Source organism: Pseudomonas mandelii (assembly GCF_006438925.1).
GTDB lineage: Bacteria > Pseudomonadota > Gammaproteobacteria > Pseudomonadales > Pseudomonadaceae > Aquipseudomonas > Aquipseudomonas mandelii_C.
This window is the reverse complement of the sequence record NZ_RCZA01000011.1, coordinates 159,453-178,744: the sequence shown is the minus strand read 5'-3', so window position 1 is coordinate 178,744 and position 19,292 is coordinate 159,453. Positions and strand designations below refer to the sequence as shown.

Annotated in this window: 17 protein-coding genes; 13 read left to right on the top strand and 4 right to left on the bottom strand. The window is 58.0% G+C overall.

Annotated elements, in window-relative coordinates:
• Positions 1 to 141: 141 nt before the first annotated feature.
• On the bottom strand, positions 142 to 1,836 hold the full coding sequence (locus EAH74_RS24455) for a lactate permease LctP family transporter (RefSeq protein ID WP_140681666.1): 1,695 nt from the start codon (positions 1,834 to 1,836) through the stop codon (positions 142 to 144).
• A 262-nt stretch (positions 1,837 to 2,098) separates the two neighbouring features.
• Here EAH74_RS24455 and EAH74_RS24450 point away from each other — a divergent pair, with 262 nt between their 5' ends.
• On the top strand, positions 2,099 to 2,866 hold the full coding sequence (locus EAH74_RS24450; RefSeq protein WP_008149047.1) for a GntR family transcriptional regulator: 768 nt from the start codon (positions 2,099 to 2,101) through the stop codon (positions 2,864 to 2,866).
• Between the two features lie 116 nt (positions 2,867 to 2,982).
• On the opposite strand, the gene smpB is transcribed toward EAH74_RS24450, so the two are convergent.
• On the bottom strand, positions 2,983 to 3,465 hold the full coding sequence (smpB, locus tag EAH74_RS24445) for an SsrA-binding protein SmpB (protein ID WP_008149046.1): 483 nt from the start codon (positions 3,463 to 3,465) through the stop codon (positions 2,983 to 2,985).
• 118 nt (positions 3,466 to 3,583) lie between these two features.
• On the opposite strand from smpB, the gene EAH74_RS24440 reads away from it, so the two are divergent.
• Genes EAH74_RS24440 through EAH74_RS24430 form a run of 3 tightly spaced genes read left to right on the top strand, consistent with a single transcriptional unit; the run spans position 3,584 to position 5,736 of the window.
• The gene (locus EAH74_RS24440) at positions 3,584 to 4,987 is read left to right on the top strand and encodes a sodium-dependent transporter (protein ID WP_140681664.1); all 1,404 of its coding nucleotides are present in this window, start codon (positions 3,584 to 3,586) and stop codon (positions 4,985 to 4,987) included.
• 7 nt (positions 4,988 to 4,994) lie between these two features.
• On the top strand, positions 4,995 to 5,429 hold the full coding sequence (locus EAH74_RS24435) for a type II toxin-antitoxin system RatA family toxin (protein ID WP_140681662.1): 435 nt from the start codon (positions 4,995 to 4,997) through the stop codon (positions 5,427 to 5,429).
• Entirely contained in the window at positions 5,422 to 5,736 is a 315-nt protein-coding gene (locus EAH74_RS24430) for an RnfH family protein (RefSeq protein WP_140681661.1), read from the top strand. The genes EAH74_RS24435 and EAH74_RS24430 overlap by 8 nt, the downstream gene beginning before the upstream one ends.
• Positions 5,737 to 5,798: 62 nt before the next feature.
• Here the strand turns inward: EAH74_RS24430 and EAH74_RS24425 are convergent, their stop codons facing one another.
• A complete protein-coding gene (locus EAH74_RS24425; RefSeq protein WP_140681659.1) occupies positions 5,799 to 6,326 on the bottom strand; it encodes an outer membrane protein assembly factor BamE in 528 nt (175 codons plus the stop codon).
• A 97-nt stretch (positions 6,327 to 6,423) separates the two neighbouring features.
• Between EAH74_RS24425 and fur the strand changes: the two genes are divergently transcribed.
• A complete protein-coding gene (fur, locus tag EAH74_RS24420) occupies positions 6,424 to 6,828 on the top strand; it encodes a ferric iron uptake transcriptional regulator (RefSeq protein ID WP_003197684.1) in 405 nt (134 codons plus the stop codon).
• Between the two features lie 75 nt (positions 6,829 to 6,903).
• Here the strand turns inward: fur and recN are convergent, their stop codons facing one another.
• The gene (gene recN / locus EAH74_RS24415) at positions 6,904 to 8,577 is read right to left on the bottom strand and encodes a DNA repair protein RecN (protein ID WP_140681657.1); all 1,674 of its coding nucleotides are present in this window, start codon (positions 8,575 to 8,577) and stop codon (positions 6,904 to 6,906) included.
• Between the two features lie 240 nt (positions 8,578 to 8,817).
• On the opposite strand from recN, the gene grpE reads away from it, so the two are divergent.
• The 8 genes from grpE (at position 8,818) to EAH74_RS24375 (ending at position 19,283) form a co-directional block, all read left to right on the top strand.
• Positions 8,818 to 9,384 carry a nucleotide exchange factor GrpE gene (grpE, locus tag EAH74_RS24410; protein WP_033058135.1) on the top strand — a complete coding sequence of 189 codons (567 nt, stop codon included), beginning with the start codon at positions 8,818 to 8,820 and terminating at the stop codon, positions 9,382 to 9,384.
• 102 nt (positions 9,385 to 9,486) lie between these two features.
• The gene (gene dnaK / locus EAH74_RS24405) at positions 9,487 to 11,403 is read left to right on the top strand and encodes a molecular chaperone DnaK (RefSeq protein ID WP_008149038.1); all 1,917 of its coding nucleotides are present in this window, start codon (positions 9,487 to 9,489) and stop codon (positions 11,401 to 11,403) included.
• Between the two features lie 297 nt (positions 11,404 to 11,700).
• Positions 11,701 to 12,825 carry a molecular chaperone DnaJ gene (gene dnaJ / locus EAH74_RS24400; protein ID WP_008149037.1) on the top strand — a complete coding sequence of 375 codons (1,125 nt, stop codon included), beginning with the start codon at positions 11,701 to 11,703 and terminating at the stop codon, positions 12,823 to 12,825.
• Between the two features lie 9 nt (positions 12,826 to 12,834).
• A complete protein-coding gene (dapB, locus tag EAH74_RS24395; protein WP_140681655.1) occupies positions 12,835 to 13,641 on the top strand; it encodes a 4-hydroxy-tetrahydrodipicolinate reductase in 807 nt (268 codons plus the stop codon).
• 259 nt (positions 13,642 to 13,900) lie between these two features.
• The gene (gene carA / locus EAH74_RS24390) at positions 13,901 to 15,037 is read left to right on the top strand and encodes a glutamine-hydrolyzing carbamoyl-phosphate synthase small subunit (RefSeq protein WP_140681653.1); all 1,137 of its coding nucleotides are present in this window, start codon (positions 13,901 to 13,903) and stop codon (positions 15,035 to 15,037) included.
• Between the two features lie 118 nt (positions 15,038 to 15,155).
• Entirely contained in the window at positions 15,156 to 18,377 is a 3,222-nt protein-coding gene (carB, locus tag EAH74_RS24385) for a carbamoyl-phosphate synthase large subunit (RefSeq protein WP_140681651.1), read from the top strand.
• Complete coding sequence (gene greA / locus EAH74_RS24380; RefSeq protein WP_046045786.1) at positions 18,374 to 18,850, top strand: transcription elongation factor GreA; 477 nt, start codon at positions 18,374 to 18,376, stop codon at positions 18,848 to 18,850. The genes carB and greA overlap by 4 nt, the downstream gene beginning before the upstream one ends.
• A 28-nt stretch (positions 18,851 to 18,878) precedes the next feature.
• Positions 18,879 to 19,283: an MFS transporter gene (locus tag EAH74_RS24375; RefSeq protein WP_140681649.1), complete on the top strand. Its 405-nt coding sequence runs from the start codon at positions 18,879 to 18,881 to the stop codon at positions 19,281 to 19,283.
• The last annotated feature ends 9 nt before the right edge of the window (positions 19,284 to 19,292 follow it).

The following is a 19,292-nucleotide window of genomic DNA, read 5'->3' as shown; positions in this document are numbered from 1 at the left end:
TCCGGGTGGTCCCGGTTATCCGTCTGTTGAGGCTGCTGAATATAGAGAGGCAAGCTTTCAGCAGCCTTACAGACCGGGTTGTGAATAGCTGACGCCGGAATCGTGGTCCGGCGTCGGTTTTTTCGGTGTTTTCTGTAGTCCCTAGTGCACCAACATGCCAGTGAGCCAATAGGCCTGGATGTAGGTAATCAGGCCGACGATCGTTGCGAAGAATAGGCTGTGCTTGAGGGTGAAGCGGAACAGATCCGATTCCTTGCCTACCAGGCCGGTCGCGGCGCAGGCCACGGCGATCGATTGTGGCGAGATCATCTTGCCGGTCACGCCACCGCTGGTGTTCGCCGCAACCAGCAACACATCGTTGACGCCGATCTGGTGCGCAGTGGTCGCTTGCAGCGAACTGAACAGTGCGTTGGACGAGGTATCGGAACCGGTCAGGAACACACCCAACCAGCCGAGGAACGGCGAGAAGAACGGGAAGGCTGCGCCGGTGCCGGCCAGTACCAGAGCCATGGTCGAAGACATGCCCGAGTAGTTGGTGACGAAGGCAAAGGCGAGCACCATACCGATGGACAGAATCGGCCAGCGCAGCTCGTAGAAGGTCTCTTTCAAAGTGGTAAGACCAGTTTTTACATTGATCTTCAGTACCAGCATCGAGATCAGCGCGGAGAAGAAAATCGCCGTGCCGGTCGCGGAAATCGGGTCGAGTTTGAACACCGCCGGGATAGCGGTCGGAGCGGCCACGATCGGTGCGACCTTGATCACCATTTGGTCCAGGTGCGGGATCGCGAAGTTGAACACCCAGCTGTACATCGACCCGCCAGCGGCAAACATCGCCTTGAAGGGTTTCAAGGTCCAGATGGTCACCAGCACGGTGAGGATCAGGAAGGGTGACCAGGCTTTGAGAATTTCACCGAGGCTGTAGGGCGAAGCCACGGTGCTGCGCGGCAGGCCGAAACCGCCAGCGCTGGCGCTCACCACGGAAGCCGAGACGGCACCGACGATGTGTTGACCTGCGGCGCGTTTCGGTTGCCAGACTTTCAGGAACAGTGTCAGGGAAATCAGGCTGACCAGGGCCGAGGTGATGTCCGGCAGTTCCGGGCCGATGAAGTTCGATGTGAAATATTGGGTGATGGCAAAGCTCAAGCCGGCCACCAGTGCTGCCGGCCAGGTTTCGCGAACGCCGCGCAGGCCATCCATCATGAACACCAGCCAGAACGGCACGAACAGCGACAGCAGCGGCAGTTGGCGGCCCGTCATGGCGCCGATCTTGAACGCGTCGATACCGGTAACTTGCCCGGCGACAATGATCGGAATCCCCAAGGCACCGAAAGCGACCGGTGCGGTGTTGGCGATCAGGCACAGGCCCGCGGCGTACAACGGGTTGAAGCCCAGTCCTACCAACAGTGCGGCGGTAATCGCGACCGGCGCACCGAAACCGGCGGCACCTTCCAGGAAGGCGCCGAAGCAGAAGCCGATCAGCAGCACTTGCAGGCGCTGGTCGTCGGTGATCGACAGCACCGAGCTGCGGATCACTTCGAACTGACCGCTCTTGACCGTCAGTTTGTAGAGGAATACCGCCGCCACGATGATCCAGGCAATCGGCCACAGACCGTAGGCGAAACCATAGCCGGCGGCGGCGAAGGCCATGTCGACGGGCATCTGGAAGGCGAAGATCGCCACGGCAATCGACAAGGCCAGCGTGATGCTGCCGGCCACGTGTCCTTTGAGTCGGAACACGGCCAATGCCAGGAAGAAAAACACGATGGGGATAACGGCCGCGAGTGCGGACACGCCGAGACTGCCGAGCGGAGAATAGAGCTGTTGCCAGGTTTGCATATGGGGTGGCCCCTAATTGTTGTTGGTCAGGCACTGGTCAGCGTTCTTGGGTAATTGGTAATACCAATTTACAATCGCTGTTGGCTAGGGTAAAAGCCTTGTAGGCGGCGTGTCAATTTGCCGCTCTAAAACTTTTGTCGAATACGCGGTGCAGAAGTCATCTGGTCCGCTCGACCAAATGCCGTCTGGCAGGTGCTGACACAGCCCTGATAGGCCAGAATAGAGACCCCGGCGAGCCGTCGGGATCGTGGAGAATTGAGTTATGGGGTTTGATCAAATTCGTCAGCGCCGTTTGTCTGACGATATTGTCGAGCAGCTCGAGGGGATGATTCTCGAGGGCACGCTGAAGGCGGGTGAGCGCTTGCCGGCCGAACGTGCGTTGGCCGAGCAGTTCGGCGTGTCACGCCCTTCGTTGCGCGAAGCGATTCAGAAACTGGCGGCCAAGGGCTTGCTGGTCAGTCGCCAGGGTGGCGGCAATTATGTGGTGGAGTCGCTGGGGTCAACCTTCAGCGATCCGCTGCTGCATTTGCTGGAAAGCAACCCTGAAGCGCAGCGCGATCTGCTGGAATTTCGTCACACCCTGGAAGCTTCCTGCGCCTATTACGCGGCCATGCGTGCTACGGACGTTGATCGCGAGCGATTGACCGCGGCCTTCAACGAATTGCAGGACTGCTATACGCGTCACGACGAGGTAAGTCGGGCGGAAGAGGGGGCGGCGGATGCGAAATTCCACCTGGCAATTGCTGAAGCCAGTCACAACGCGGTGTTGCTGCACACCATTCGCGGCTTGTTCGATCTGCTCAAACGCAACGTGGTGACCAATATCGGCGGGATGTACAAGCAGCGTACAGAAACTCGCGACATGCTTATCACGCAACACCGGGAGTTGTACCTGGCGATTATTGAAGGAAGGGCCGAGCAGGCACGGGAAGTCTCCAGCCGACACATTTTGTACGTGCAGGAAGTGCTGGAAGAAGTGCGTCAAGAAGTACAGCGCATGGCTCGGGCGGAGCGGCGCAAGGGGATGTGATTGTTTGAAACAAAAGATCGCAGCCTGCGGCAGCTCCTACATGGATACGCGATCTATGTAGGAGCTGCCGCAGGCTGCGATCTTTTCGCTAGCGCCACAACGCTCAGGCTGAAAGATTAATCTTCCTTGCCCTTGTTGCGCACCGCACGCTGCAACTCGCGACCGGCGTCGCGTTCGCGTTCGGTATCACGCTTGTCGTATTCCTTCTTACCCTTGCCCAGGGCGATCTCGCACTTGACCATGTGCTTGCTCCAGTACCAGGACAGGCACACGCAGGCATAACCTTTTTGCTGCACGGCCGTGGCCAGCTTTTCCAGCTCGCGCCGGTTGAGCAGCAATTTTCGGGTGCGGGTCGGATCAGCGATGACGTGGGTGCTGGCGGTCATCAGCGGCGTAATGTGGCTGCCGAGCAGCCAGGCTTCGCCATCCTTGAGCAGTACGTAACTGTCAACCAGTTGTAGCTTGCTTGCCCGCAGACTTTTTACTTCCCAGCCGGCCAGGACCAGACCAGCCTCGAACTTATGCTCGATGAAGTAATCGTGTCGCGCCTTTTTGTTTTGCGCGATGGTCCCTGTTGGGTGTTTCTTCTGTTTAGCCATAGGGGCGGCATTATAGGGAGTTGCACGCGAGTCGGCTACGGTATCGCTACGTGCTTGAGCAGGTTGATTGAATCCCGGACAATGCGGCCTCTTTTTTGAACGCTTGGGCGTGATAACGATGTCGACAGACAAGGTTTCTGTCCACGGCAGTTGGGCTAGCCGCTGGGTCTTCATACTCGCCGCGACGGGTTCGGCCGTGGGCCTGGGTAGTATCTGGAAATTCCCGTACATGGTCGGCGTCTACGGCGGCGGCGCCTTCGTGCTGATGTTCCTGGCCTGTATCGCGCTGATCGGTGTGCCGGTCATGCTGGCCGAAACCCTGATCGGCCGTCGTGCACGTCAAAGCCCGGCCAACGCCTTGAAGGTATTGGCGCTGGAAGCCGGGCACTCGGGTAAATGGTCCTGGGGCGCATTCGCCGGGATGATCACGGCATTGCTGATCCTGTCTTTCTATAGTGTGGTGGGCGGCTGGTCTCTGGATTACATCATCGACATGGGCCGTGGCGACTTCCAGGGTGCAACGCCCGACCAGGTCGGCGCGTACTTTGGCAATGTCATTGCTGATCCGTGGCGCCTGACACTTTGGCACACGATTTTTATGCTGCTATCGGCCGTGGTGATCGCCAAAGGCGTGGTTGCAGGTTTGGAGCGCAGCTTGCGGATCATGATGCCGCTGCTGTTTGTGATGGTGATTGTTCTGCTGGGTTACAGCATGACTACCGGGCATTTCATGGAAGGCGTGCATTTCATGTTCGACTTCCGCCCGGAAAAAGTACTCGACGGCTTGCTGCCCGCCATGGGGCACGCGTTTTTTTCTCTGAGCGTGGGCGTCGGTTCGATCATGATTTACGGCGCTTATATGCCAAAGAACTCATCGATTTCCGGTACCATCGTCGGCGTGGCACTGCTCGATACCTTCGTTTCTCTGGTGGCCGGTCTGGCGTTGTTTCCGATTGTGTTCGCTGGCGGTCTGAACCCAAGCGAAGGTCCTGGCCTGATGTTCGTCAGTCTGCCCTTTGCCTTCGGTAACGTAGCGTTTGGTCAGTTGATGGGCGTAGTGTTCTTCGTGCTCGTAGCGATTGCTGCCTGGAGTTCGGCGATTTCCCTGCTTGAGCCGATGGTGGCTTACCTGGTTGAACGCACGAAAGTCAGCCGCGCGTGGGTCACCTTCTGGCTGGCATTTATCTGCTGGTTTGTCGGTCTGGGCACGGTGTTTTCCTTCAATATCTGGAAGGAAGCCAAATTTTTCGTGAACGAAGGCGGGGTGTTCCACCTCTATCAATGGGGTGCGGCCGGTGGCCTGGACTTCTTTGGTGTGATTGATTTCTTCACCTCGCGGATCATGTTGCCACTCGGTGGTTTGTGTTTCGTGGTGTTTGCAGGCTGGGTGATGGGGCGTGAAGCGGTACGAGACGAGTTGTCGATCCGCAGCCCGGTGTTGTTCGCCCTGTCCTTGTTCTTGATGCGCTATGTGGCGCCCATCGGCATTCTCGTAGTGTTTGCCGCCCAGCTGTGGAAGTGACGCTGACATGACGACACACATTCAACGTTCGGCCCTGCTGCCGTACCCGGCACAAGCGCTGTATGACCTGGTCAACGACGTGACCCGTTATCCGGAATTCCTGCCGTGGTGCTCCTCGGCCGAAGTCCTGGAGAGTTCTCCTGAACATATGCGCGCTAGCGTCGGCGTGGCCAAGGGCGGTCTCAGCCAGCATTTTGTAACGCGCAACACGCTGGTGCCTGGGCATTCGATCGAGATGAACCTCGAGGAAGGCCCGTTCAATCAATTGCATGGCGTCTGGGTGTTCAAGCCGTTGGGCGAGAAAGCCTGCAAGATCAGCCTGGACCTGTCGTTCGATTACGCCGGGCCGATTGTCCGCGCGACCCTGGGGCCGTTGTTCAATCAGGCGGCCAATACGCTGGTGGATGCCTTCTGCCAACGCGCCAAGCAGATGCATGGTTGAGGCCGTGATCGACGTTGAGGTGGTGTATGCCGCCATTGATCGTCAGGTGCTTCTCTCGGTGACGGTTCCAGCAGGAATAACCGTGCGGGCGGCTTTGCTGAAGTCAGGCATCGGCGAGGCGTTTTCGGAGCTGGATCTGGCCAGTTGTCCGGTGGGGATCTTCGGTAAAGTGATCGCTGATCCGGACAGGCATCTTGCCCAGGCTGGAGATCGCATCGAGATATACCGGCCATTGCTGGCTGATCCGAAAGAAGTTCGTCGGTTGCGCGCAGCCAAGGCTGCTGAGGCCAAAACCCGGAATCAGTGATTCGCTCAAATGCTGGACAATAAAAAAACCCGGACATGCCGGGTTTTTTATTGCGTCGCAAACTATTGCGGCGAGGTTTCCAGAGGTTCTGGAGTCGGGACTGGAACGGTTTCTACACCGTCGACATCCTTCTGGATCTGGTCCAGCAACGAACCTGGCTTGACCGGTTTTTCTGGTTTCGGCTTCTCGGCGTTTTCTGCTGGCGCAGCAACTGAAGCGCCGCTGTCCTTGCCGAGAATGGCTTCGTCGCGGCTCACGCCTGGCATGAAATCACCAGAGAGGCTGACAAGCTGGTCATTTGGGTTGAAGATAACGCTAATGCGTTCCTGTTGGCGTTCACCGCCACCCGGTTGCAGGCTGTACAGATAATCCCAGCGATCGGCATGGAACGTGTCGGTCAACAGAGGGTTGCCCATGATAAACCGTACTTGCTTGCGGGTCATTCCCGGGCGTAACTGGTTTATCATGTCCTGCGTGACGACATTGCCCTGCTGGATGTCGATTTTGTAAACCCCGGGGAATGAACAACCGGCGAGTGCGAGCAGTCCCACAAAGGTGAAACTGGTTAGCAAGAGCTTGGTGTTTTGCATCGGTGGGCGACTTCCACTATCTTGGCTGGGACAACGTAAACGCCGATCATACCCGCATTAAGAGAAGCTGCGAAGCAGCATCGCGAGAAAGCTGACCATGGTTGAAAATAGCGAACTACGCAAAGCCGGCCTCAAAGTGACCCTTCCACGGGTCAAAATTCTGCAAATGCTCGATTCCGCCGAGCAACGCCACATGAGTGCCGAGGACGTCTACAAGGCGCTGATGGAGGCTGGTGAGGACGTCGGTCTGGCCACGGTTTACCGTGTCCTGACCCAGTTCGAGGCAGCAGGCCTTGTGGTGCGGCACAACTTCGACGGGGGCCATGCGGTCTTCGAACTGGACGACGGCAAGCATCACGACCATATGGTCAACGTCGAGACCAGTGAAGTGATCGAATTCTTCGACGAAGAAATCGAGCGACTGCAGAAGGCAATCGTCGACAAGTATGGCTTCGAGATGGTTGATCACAACCTTGTACTGTACGTACGCAAGAAAAAGTAAGCATGTCGCGCGAACTTAAGGTTCGCGAAACGAGCGAAGGCGACCCCTGGGTCGCCTTCGTGCTTTCTGCTGGTCTTAAATTTTCGCGGTGACGACCATTTTCCTGGCATGAGCCAGAGATTCCTTTGTAAGGTCGATGCCTCCCAGCATCCGCGCCACTTCTTCAACACGATCGTTCTTGCTCAGCTTGGAGACGGCTGTGTGAGTGGCATCTTCGCCGCGCACTTTGTGTACGAATAGATGTTGATGTCCCTGCGCTGCAACTTGCGGCAAGTGAGTTACCGTCAATACCTGCCCGCGCTCCCCAAGTCGACGCAGCAATTGGCCCACGATTTCGGCGGTCGGGCCGCCGATGCCCACGTCCACTTCGTCGAACACCAGGGTCGGTACGCGGGAGGTCTGCGCGGTGATCACTTGAATTGCCAGGCTGATCCGTGACAATTCGCCGCCGGATGCCACTTTTGCCAGCGCTTTCAACGGTTGGCCCGGGTTAGCACTCACCAGCAGCTCTACCTGCTCAAGGCCATTGGGTAGCAGTTCATCGCTACTGTTGGGGCGCAGTTCGATGGTGAAGCGCCCGCCGGGCATGCCCAGTCGCTGGATTTCCTGCTCTACGGCGCAAGCCAGGCTGCTCGACGCCTGATGACGCAAATCGCTCAGCTCACGAGCCTTCTCCTGATAATGACGGGCATAGGAGGCCAGTTCATCGCTCAGTCGCTCGATGGATTCGTCGTTGGCATTCAGGGTTTCAATTTCATCCAGCAAACGCTGCTGCATCTCGGCCACTTCAGTCGGCTGGATGCGGTGTTTGCGCGCCATGGTATAGATCGCATCAAGGCGTTCCTCCAGGTACTGAAGGCGCGCTGGATCGGCATCGAAGTTATCAAGGAAGCGATTCAGTTCTCCCACGGCTTCTTCAACCTGGATCTGTGCACTGGTCAGCAGGCTGCTGGCTTCACCCAGGGCCCCAATCGAATTGTTGACGCTCGAAAGGCGATTGAGGCTGGCGGTGAGGGCGTTCAGCACATTCCCGGAATCACTTTCGCTGCATTGTTCGACCACTTGCCGGCAAATGCCCAGCAGGGTTTCGGCGTTGGTCAGGTTCTTGTGTTCCTGTTCCAGCTGCTCTAGCTCACTTTCGCCGAGGCCGAGGTTTTCCAGCTCTTCGAGTTGATAACTGAGCAATTGATGGCGAGCGCGCTGCTCATCGCCGGAATTGGAAAGGCGTTCCAGCTCCTGGCGGGTCTGGCGCCAGCGTTGGGCGGCCAGGTGTACCTGACGGGCAAGGTCCGTTGCTCCCGCGTACTCGTCGAGCAGGCGGCGATGCGTGTCGGTCTTGAGCAGGGATTGATGTTCATGCTGGCTGTGGATATCGATCAGCAGTTCACCCAGGGCTTTGAGGTCGCCGAGGGGACAGGGCGTGCCGTTGATGTAGCCACGCGAGCGCCCTTCGGCGGTGATCACCCGGCGCAGAATGCACGGGCCGTCGCTCTCCAGGTCACGCTCGGCCAGCCAGGCACTGGCTTCTGGAATATCGACCAGATCGAAGGTTGCCAGGATATCGGCCTTGTCGGCGCCGGGGCGAACCACGCCGCTGTCGGCGCGATCGCCCAGGGTCAGGCCGAGGGCGTCGAGCATGATCGACTTGCCGGCGCCGGTTTCCCCAGTGATCACGCTCATCCCGCGATCGAGTTCGAGATCGAGATGTTCAACGATGGCGTAGTTATGTACGGACAGGTGCACCAGCATAAAGGCCGCTCCCAGGCTTTAGGTCTGGTTATTTATACAGTGTTTTGTTTCTGGCTGACAATGCCCTCCCTTAGCTCGATTTGCTTGATCCGACGAAATCCTTAGTGCGCCTGGGAATGACAATGCAGTGTTTTTTGTAGGGTTAATAAATAAGCGCCCCTTGAAGCTGAATTTTGCGGCCCCATATAGCTGGGCAGAAGCGCGAGTTGAGCTCGCGGACGATATTGAAAGGAGAAATCTATGGCTGACGAACAGACAGTGGATACGCAAAATCTAGACGCCGATCAGGCTGCCCAGGACTCGGGTGATGAACTGGCGGCTCGTGTTCAAGTGCTCGAAGAGCAATTGGCTGGCGCTCATGATCAGGCTTTGCGTGTAGCGGCTGATCTGCAGAACGTCCGCCGTCGCGCCGAGCAGGATGTAGAAAAGGCTCACAAATTCGCACTGGAGAAATTCGCCGGTGACTTGTTGCCGATCATCGACAGCCTGGAGCGTGGTCTGGAGTTGTCCAGCCCGGACGACGAAAGCATACGTCCAATGCGCGAAGGCATCGAGCTGACCCTGAAAATGTTCCAGGACACCCTGAAGCGTTATCAGCTGGAAGCGATCGATCCGCATGGCGAACCGTTCAACGCCGTTCAGCATCAGGCAATGGCCATGCAGGAAAGCGCCGACGTCGAGCCGAACAGCGTGCTCAAGGTGTTCCAGAAGGGCTATCAGCTCAACGGTCGCCTGCTGCGCCCGGCCATGGTCGTGGTCAGCAAGGCGCCGGCACCGGTTTCGCCTTCGATTGACGAGCAGGCTTGAAATTAGCCGCAAGGCCCCCATTTAGAAGTCAAGCGTTTAAGTGCTACCGCAGTTAGCCACCACTGCTGCGGCAACCAAATCCAAAGTTTCGGGAGAGTGAACATGGGCAAAATTATCGGTATCGACCTGGGGACTACCAACTCCTGCGTCTCCGTGCTTGAAAACGGCGTAGCCAAAGTTATTGAAAACGCTGAAGGCACGCGTACCACGCCGTCGATCATCGCTTACGCCAACGATGGTGAAATCCTCGTTGGTCAATCGGCCAAGCGTCAGGCTGTGACCAATCCGCACAACACCCTGTATGCGGTGAAGCGTCTGATCGGTCGTAAGTTCGACGAAGAAGTCGTACAGAAAGACATCAAGATGGTCCCGTACAAAATCGCCAAGGCTGATAACGGCGATGCGTGGGTTGAAGTGAACGGCCAGAAAATGTCGCCGCCACAAATCTCGGCTGAAATTCTGAAGAAAATGAAGAAGACCGCCGAAGACTACCTCGGCGAGCCAGTGACCGAAGCGGTGATCACTGTTCCGGCCTACTTCAACGACAGCCAGCGTCAAGCCACCAAAGACGCCGGCCGCATTGCGGGCCTGGACGTAAAACGTATCATCAACGAACCAACCGCAGCCGCTCTGGCATACGGTATGGACAAGGCGAAGGGCGATCACACCGTGATCGTTTACGACTTGGGCGGCGGTACTTTCGACGTTTCCGTGATCGAAATCGCTGAAGTCGATGGCGAGCACCAGTTCGAAGTATTGGCCACCAACGGTGACACGTTCCTGGGCGGTGAAGACTTTGACATTCGTCTGATCGACTACTTGGTTGATGAATTCAAGAAAGAAAGCGGCATGAACCTTAAAGGTGATCCGCTGGCCATGCAGCGCCTGAAAGAAGCCGCTGAAAAAGCCAAGATCGAACTGTCTTCGAGCAATTCGACCGACGTGAACCTGCCGTACATCACTGCAGACGCCACCGGTCCTAAGCACTTGAACGTGAAAATCTCCCGCGCCAAGCTCGAAGCGCTGGTAGAAGACCTGGTTCAACGCACCATCGAACCTTGCCGCATCGCTCTGAAAGACTCCGGCATCGACATTGGCGCCATCAACGACGTGATCCTGGTCGGCGGTCAGACCCGTATGCCACTGGTTCAGAAGCTGGTGACCGAGTTCTTCGGTAAAGAAGCGCGTAAAGATGTGAACCCGGACGAAGCGGTTGCCATGGGTGCTGCTATCCAGGGCGCAGTATTGGCCGGTGATGTGAAAGACGTTCTGCTGCTGGACGTTAGCCCGCTGACTCTGGGTATCGAAACCATGGGCGGCGTGATGACCGCGCTGATCGAGAAAAACACCACGATTCCTACCAAGAAATCGCAAGTGTTCTCGACTGCCGACGACAACCAGGGCGCTGTGACCATTCACGTGCTGCAAGGTGAGCGTAAGCAAGCCGCTCAGAACAAGTCTTTGGGCAAGTTCGACCTGGCCGAGATTCCACCAGCACCACGTGGTGTGCCACAAATTGAAGTGACCTTCGACATCGACGCCAACGGCATTCTGCACGTAGGCGCCAAAGACAAGGCTACCGGCAAGACTCAGTCGATCGTGATCAAGGCCAACTCCGGTCTGTCCGAGGAAGAGATTCAGCAGATGATTCGCGATGCTGAAGCCAACGTCGACGCAGATCGTCAGTTCGAAGAGCTGGCAACCGCTCGCAACCAGGGCGATGCGCTGGTTCACTCGACTCGCAAAATGGTCGCAGACGCTGGCGATAAAGTGACAGCTGAAGAGAAGACTGCAATCGAAGCTGCTGTTGTTGCGCTGGAAGCCGCAGTCAAAGGCGACGACAAGGCCGCGATCGAAGCCAAGGTTGAAGAGCTGTCGAAAGTCTCCGCTCCAGTAGCGCAGAAGATGTACGCCGAGCAGGCTCAACCTGCTGAAGGTGCTGCACCGCAAGGCGAATCGGCTGAGAAGGCTGACGACGTCGTCGACGCTGAGTTCGAAGAAGTCAAAGACCACAAGTAAGTTGTTGGTCGGCCGGTTGACTGCCTTTAGGCAGTGACTGGTAGGATGTCGCCGCGCGGGGGCTTGCTCCCGCGTTGGCGTGTCTGGAGTTAGCGAATTTTTACAGCATGCGACAAGGCTCGTGTGTTGGCGGTATGGCCGGGAATGCTCCTGCTTTTCGAGCTGAAAGTACCGCATCGAATCAAAGACCAGGATCGTTGAATTGACGTGAGTTGGGTCCGGGCCTGTATTGGGGCTCAACGAGTTTGGCAAGGCTCAGGAGAGGTTTGCCGGACGTCCTTAAGAGTGCAAAGACTTATGGCAAAGCGTGACTATTACGAAGTATTGGGTGTTGAGCGTGGCTCAAGCGAAGCAGACCTGAAAAAGGCCTACCGTCGCCTGGCGATGAAGCACCACCCGGACCGTAATCCCGATGACAAAGCGTCGGAAGATATGTTCAAGGAGGCCAACGAGGCCTACGAAGTCCTGTCCGATTCCAGCAAGCGTGCGGCCTACGACCAGTATGGTCATGCCGGTGTCGATCCGAGCATGGGCGGCGGCGGTGCCGGGTTTGGCGGTCAGAACTTCTCCGACATTTTTGGTGATGTCTTCAGTGACTTCTTCGGTGGCGGTCGCGGCGGTTCTCGTGGCGGCGCTCAGCGCGGCAGCGACCTGCGTTACACCCTGGAACTGAATCTGGAAGAAGCGGTGCGCGGTACGACCGTGAATATCCGTGTTCCGACATTGGTCAACTGCAAGCCGTGCGACGGTTCGGGTGCCAAGAAAGGTTCCTCGCCGATCACTTGCCCGACGTGTGGCGGTATCGGTCAAGTCCGTATGCAGCAGGGCTTTTTCTCGGTGCAGCAGACATGCCCGCGCTGCCATGGCCAGGGCAAGATCATTTCCGATCCGTGCGACTCGTGCGACGGTCAAGGTCGTGTCGAAGAGTACAAAACCCTCTCGGTGAAAGTGCCGGCCGGCGTCGATACCGGTGATCGAATTCGTCTGTCCGGCGAAGGCGAGGCGGGGGCTCAGGGTGGTCCGACTGGCGACCTGTACGTGGTGATCAACGTGCGTGAGCACGCGATCTTCCAGCGCGACGGCAAGCACCTGTTCTGCGAAGTTCCAATCAGCTTTGTCGATGCTGCGCTGGGTGGTGAGCTGGAGATTCCGACCCTCGATGGTCGAGTCAAACTGAAAATCCCTGAAGGGACTCAGACCGGCAAGCAGTTCCGTGTTCGCGGCAAGGGCGTTGCGCCAGTGCGCGGTGGCGGTGCTGGTGACTTGATGTGCCGAGTGGCGGTCGAAACCCCGGTCAATCTGGGGCGTCGTCAGCGCGAACTGCTGGAAGAGTTCCGTAGCTCGCTGGCAGATGACAACAGCCATTCGCCTAAAACCACGGGTTGGTTCGAAGGCGTGAAGCGCTTCTTCGGCGATTTGTAAGGAGTCGGCATGCGACGTATAGCTGTGATGGGCGCTGCCGGGCGCATGGGCAAGATTCTGGTCGAGGCGGTTCAGCAACGCGCACCGCTGACCGGGCTGACGGCAGCCATCGTGCGCCCCGGCAGTACGCTGATTGGCGTGGATGCTGGTGAGCTGGCCTCGCTGGGGCGGATCGGCGTTCCACTGTCCGGCAATCTGGATGCAGTGGCTGATGAGTTTGACGTGCTGATCGACTTCACGCTCCCGGAAGTCATGCTGAAAAACCTGGCGTTCTGCCGTAAGGCGGGCAAGGCCATGGTGATCGGCACGACAGGGCTGGACGCCGCGCAGAAGCAACTGCTGGCCGAGGCCGGCAAGGAAATTCCGATCGTGTTCGCAGCCAATTTCAGTGTCGGTGTAAACCTGTCGCTGAAGCTGCTCGACATGGCTGCTCGTGTGCTGGGTGATGACGCGGATATCGAGATCATCGAGGCTCATCATCGGCACAAGATCGATGCGCCTTCAGGTACGGCTCTGCGCATGGGTGAAGTCATCGCAAATGCCCTGGATCGTGATCTGCAGAAGGTTGCGGTGTATGGCCGTGAAGGCCATACCGGGGCTCGCGAGCGTGAAACGATCGGCTTTGCCACTGTTCGCGGTGGTGATGTGGTCGGCGACCATACGGTGCTGTTCGCCTGTGAGGGTGAGCGACTGGAGATCACGCATAAAGCGTCCAGTCGCATGACCTTCGCCAAGGGCGCGGTACGTGCTGCGTTGTGGCTGGACGGTCGTGAACCGGGTCTTTACGACATGCAAGACGTGCTCGATCTGCGTTAAGATGCGCCCGAAACCGGGTTCCAACACAGCGTTTGGGCCCGGTTTTATTACGCCAAGCGACGTCCTGTCGCATTCTCCGGCCTTTAAGGCTCATTGGCGGTAGACCAAAAATGCCTTTTTCTGTAAGCTACAGCTTTAGTGTGTCCACTAAAAGCGCGCAGAATTATTCGGTGAAGAAGCGGGGTGACGTGTCCATACGTCACTCCGCTTTTTTACAACCTGCGATCGCCCTTTCAGGCTTTATTTACGGGAGGTCTTCTTGACTAAGCCAGCCATACTCGCCCTTGCTGATGGCAGCATTTTTCGCGGCGAAGCCATTGGAGCCGACGGTCAAACCGTTGGTGAGGTGGTGTTCAACACCGCAATGACCGGCTATCAGGAAATCCTTACCGATCCTTCCTACGCCCAACAGATTGTTACCCTGACTTACCCGCACATCGGCAACACCGGCACCACGCCAGAGGACGCCGAGTCCAACCAAGTCTGGTCCGCTGGCCTGGTCATTCGTGACCTGCCGCTGGTTGCGAGCAACTGGCGAAATACGATGTCCCTGTCCGACTACCTGAAAGCCAACAACGTTGTGGCAATCGCCGGTATCGACACTCGCCGCCTGACACGCATTCTGCGTGAAAAAGGCGCGCAGAACGGCTGCATCATGGCCGGTGACAACATTTCCGAAGAAGCCGCCATCGCCGCCGCTCAGGGGTTCCCTGGCCTCAAAGGCATGGACCTGGCGAAAGTCGTCAGCACCAAAGAGAAATACGAGTGGCGCTCGACTGTCTGGGATTTGAAAACCGACAGCCACGCGACTATCGAAGCCTCCGAGCTGCCGTACCACGTGGTTGCCTACGACTACGGCGTCAAACTGAATATCCTGCGTATGCTGGTCGAGCGCGGTTGCCGCGTGACGGTAGTGCCCGCGCAGACTCCAGCGGCTGAAGCGCTGGCATTGAAGCCGGATGGCGTGTTCCTGTCCAACGGCCCTGGTGACCCGGAGCCTTGCGACTACGCGATCCAAGCGATCAAAGATGTGCTGGAAACCGAAATTCCGGTCTTCGGTATCTGCCTTGGTCACCAACTGCTGGCCCTGGCCTCCGGTGCCAAAACCCTGAAAATGGGTCACGGTCACCACGGTGCCAACCACCCGGTCCAGGATCTGGATACCGGTGTGGTGATGATCACCAGCCAGAACCACGGTTTCGCGGTAGACGAAGCGACCCTGCCAGCCAACGTCCGTGCGATCCACAAATCGCTGTTCGATGGCACCCTGCAAGGTATCGAGCTTACCGACAAGAGCGCCTTCAGCTTCCAGGGTCACCCTGAAGCCAGTCCTGGCCCGAACGACGTAGCACCACTGTTTGATCGCTTCATCAGCGAAATGGCCAAGCGACGCTAATCGCTCGCCTTGATGTAGCAAAGCTTGAGGGTGGTCCCGACACCGGTGGCCCCCTCAAGACTTCAAAGATTGAACAAGACGGCTTGCCGACTGACCTGCGGATTTGAGTGACAAACCCATGCCAAAACGTACAGACATTAAAAGCATCCTGATTCTCGGCGCTGGCCCGATCGTGATCGGCCAGGCCTGCGAATTCGACTACTCCGGCGCCCAGGCCTGTAAAGCCCTGCGCGAAGAGGGTTACCGCGTCATCCTGGTGAACTCCAACCCAGCGACCATCATGACCGATCCGGACATGGCTGACGCCACCTACATCGAACCGATCAAGTGGCAGACCGTTGCCAAGATCATCGAGAAAGAGCGTCCGGACGCGCTGCTGCCGACCATGGGTGGCCAGACCGCTCTGAACTGCGCACTGGATCTGGAGCGCGAAGGCGTTCTGGAGAAGTTCGGCGTAGAGATGATCGGCGCCAACGCTGACACCATCGACAAGGCTGAAGACCGTTCGCGCTTCGACAAGGCGATGAAATCCATCGGCCTGGACTGCCCGCGTTCGGGTATCGCCCACAGCATGGAAGAGGCCAACGTGGTCCTCGAGAAGCTCGGCTTCCCGTGCATCATCCGTCCGTCCTTCACCATGGGCGGCACCGGTGGCGGTATCGCTTACAACCGTGAAGAGTTCGAAGAAATCTGCGCCCGCGGTCTCGACCTGTCGCCGACCAAAGAGCTGCTGATCGACGAATCCCTGATCGGCTGGAAAGAATATGAGATGGAGGTTGTCCGCGATAAGAAGGACAACTGCATCATCGTCTGCTCCATCGAAAACTTTGACCCGATGGGCGTGCACACCGGTGACTCGATCACCGTTGCTCCGGCACAAACCCTGACGGACAAGGAATACCAGATCATGCGTAACGCCTCGTTGGCGGTACTGCGTGAGATCGGCGTGGAAACCGGCGGCTCCAACGTTCAGTTTGGCATCTGCCCCGACACTGGCCGTATGGTCGTGATCGAGATGAACCCGCGTGTATCTCGCTCTTCGGCACTGGCCTCGAAAGCCACTGGTTTCCCGATTGCGCGTATCGCTGCCAAGCTGGCGATCGGCTACACCCTGGACGAGCTGCAGAACGAAATCACCGGCGGCGCTACTCCTGCATCCTTCGAGCCATCGATCGACTACGTCGTCACCAAGCTGCCACGGTTCGCCTTCGAAAAATTCCCGAAAGCCGACGCACGCCTGACCACTCAAATGAAGTCGGTCGGTGAAGTCATGGCCATCGGCCGGACCTTCCAGGAATCCCTGCAGAAAGCCCTGCGCGGTCTGGAAGTGGGCGTTTGCGGTCTGGACGAGAAGCTCGACCTGAGCAACCCGGAAAGCATGAGCGTGCTCAAGCGCGAACTGACCGTGCCGGGCGCCGAGCGTATCTGGTACGTGGCTGACGCCTTCCGCGCCGGCCTGTCGGTCGAAGACATCTTCGGCATGAACATGATCGACCCGTGGTTCCTGGTGCAGATCGAAGATCTGATCAAGGAAGAAGAGAAGGTCAAGACCCTGGGTCTGGCCAGCATCGACCGCGACTTGATGTTCCGCCTCAAGCGCAAAGGCTTCTCCGACATGCGTCTGGCCAAGCTGCTGGGCGTGACCGAGAAGGCTCTGCGTCGCCACCGTCACAAACTTGAGATTTTTCCGGTCTACAAGCGCGTTGACACCTGCGCGGCCGAGTTCGCCACCGACACCGCTTACCTCTACTCGACGTACGAGGAAGAGTGCGAAGCAGCGCCGTCGGGCCGCGACAAGATCATGATCCTCGGCGGCGGTCCAAACCGTATCGGCCAAGGCATCGAGTTCGACTACTGCTGCGTACACGCGGCACTGGCGCTGCGCGAAGACGGGTACGAGACCATCATGGTCAACTGCAACCCGGAAACCGTTTCCACCGACTACGACACCTCTGATCGCCTGTACTTCGAACCAGTCACCCTGGAAGACGTACTGGAAATCGTCCGCGTCGAGAAGCCGAAAGGCGTGATCGTCCAGTACGGCGGCCAAACCCCGCTGAAACTGGCTCGTGCCCTGGAAGAAGCTGGCGTGCCGATCATCGGCACCAGCCCTGACGCCATCGACCGTGCCGAAGACCGTGAGCGCTTCCAGCAAATGGTTGAGCGCCTGAACCTGCGTCAGCCGCCAAACGCCACCGTGCGCAGCGAAGACGAAGCAATTCGTGCGGCCAGCAAGATCGGTTACCCGCTGGTGGTCCGTCCGTCCTACGTACTGGGCGGCCGCGCGATGGAAATCGTTTACGAAGAAGAAGAGCTCAAGCGCTACCTGCGCGACGCGGTGAAAGTGTCCAACGACAGCCCGGTGTTGCTCGACCACTTCCTCAACTGCGCCATCGAAATGGACGTGGATGCGGTCTGCGACGGCACCGACGTAGTGATCGGCGCAATCATGCAGCACATCGAGCAGGCCGGCGTTCACTCCGGTGACTCCGCATGCTCCCTGCCGCCGTACTCGCTGCCTGCACACATCCAGGACGAGATGCGCGAACAGGTCAAGAAAATGGCCCTGGAACTGGGCGTTGTCGGCCTGATGAACGTTCAGTTGGCGCTGCAAGGCGAAGACATCTACGTCATCGAAGTCAACCCGCGCGCTTCCCGTACCGTACCGTTCGTGTCCAAGTGCATCGGTGTTTCCCTGGCGATGATCGCGGCTCGCGTGATGGCCGGTAAAACTCTGAAGGAAATCGGCTTCACCAAAGAAATCATTCCGAACTTCTACAGTGTGAAAGAGGCGGTGTTCCCATTCGCCAAATTCCCTGGCGTGGACCCGATCCTGGGCCCAGAGATGAAGTCCACCGGTGAAGTGATGGGCGTGGGCGACACCTTCGGCGAAGCGTTTGCCAAAGCCCAAATGGGCGCCAGCGAAGTGCTGCCGACCGGCGGTACCGCGTTCATCAGCGTGCGTGATGACGACAAGCCACTGGTTGCAGGCGTGGCCCGTGATCTGATCAACTTGGGCTTCGAAGTGGTCGCCACTGCCGGTACTGCCAAGCTGATCGAAGCCGCAGGCCTGAAAGTGCGTCGTGTGAACAAGGTGACCGAGGGTCGTCCGCACGTGGTCGACATGATCAAGAATGACGAAGTCACCCTGATCATCAACACCACCGAAGGTCGTCAGTCGATCGCTGATTCGTATTCCATTCGTCGTAATGCCTTGCAGCACAAGATTTACTGCACCACTACCATTGCTGCTGGCGAAGCTATCTGCGAAGCGCTGAAGTTCGGTCCCGAGAAGACCGTGCGCCGCTTGCAGGATCTACACGCAGGATTGAAGGCATGATCAAATACCCAATGACCGTCAAGGGCGCTAAAGCCCTGGAAGAAGAACACGCTCACCTGACCAAGGTCGTCCGTCCGAAGCTCAGCCAGGACATCGGTACGGCCCGCGAGTTGGGTGACTTGAAAGAAAACGCCGAATACCACGCTGCTCGCGAGCAGCAAGGTATGGTCGAGGCGCGGATCCGCGACATCGAAGGCCGCATGCAAAACGCGGTGATCATTGATGTCACGACCATTCCTCACACCGGCAAAGTGATCTTCGGCACCACCGTTGAAATCGCCAACGTCGAGACGGATGAAAGCGTCACTTACCACATCGTTGGTGAGGATGAGGCTGACTTCAAGCTCGGCAAGATTTCGGTCGGCTCGCCATTGGCCCGCGCCTTGATTGCCAAGGAAGAGGGTGATGTGGTTGCCGTGAAAACGCCTGGCGGCGTTATCGAGTACGAGATTGTCGAAGTTCGCCACATCTAAGCGCAGGCGCCCGCTACGTGCGGGCGCCATGCTTTGGCAGCTGACTCAGATGTTGTGGGTTGGTGGTCTGTGGCTATTGCACATCGGTCTGCTGCCGGTGCTGGGCAAAATTGGCCTGGCACCGCTGCTGATCGACGAAATCGCAAGCATGCTTGATGCGCTGATGGTGGGGTTCGCCGCAGCGTGTGTGATTTTTCAGGCTTTGGTGCTGGTTCAGGCCGAGGGCCTTGCCAGTCTATGGCGCGATACTCGCGGGCAGCTGCTGATGATGGCGCTGTTCGCGTGTGCGATGTATGTCGCGGTGCGTATCGGTTGGCCGGATGCCGTGCGTTGGCAGGTGTTCAGCTATCTTGTTCTGGGCTTTTGCGGGCTGGTGCTGGTGTTGCAGCCGGTGCCGGGATGGAGTGGCAGGGTGCGCGAAGCACACCCTTGACCCTTGTCA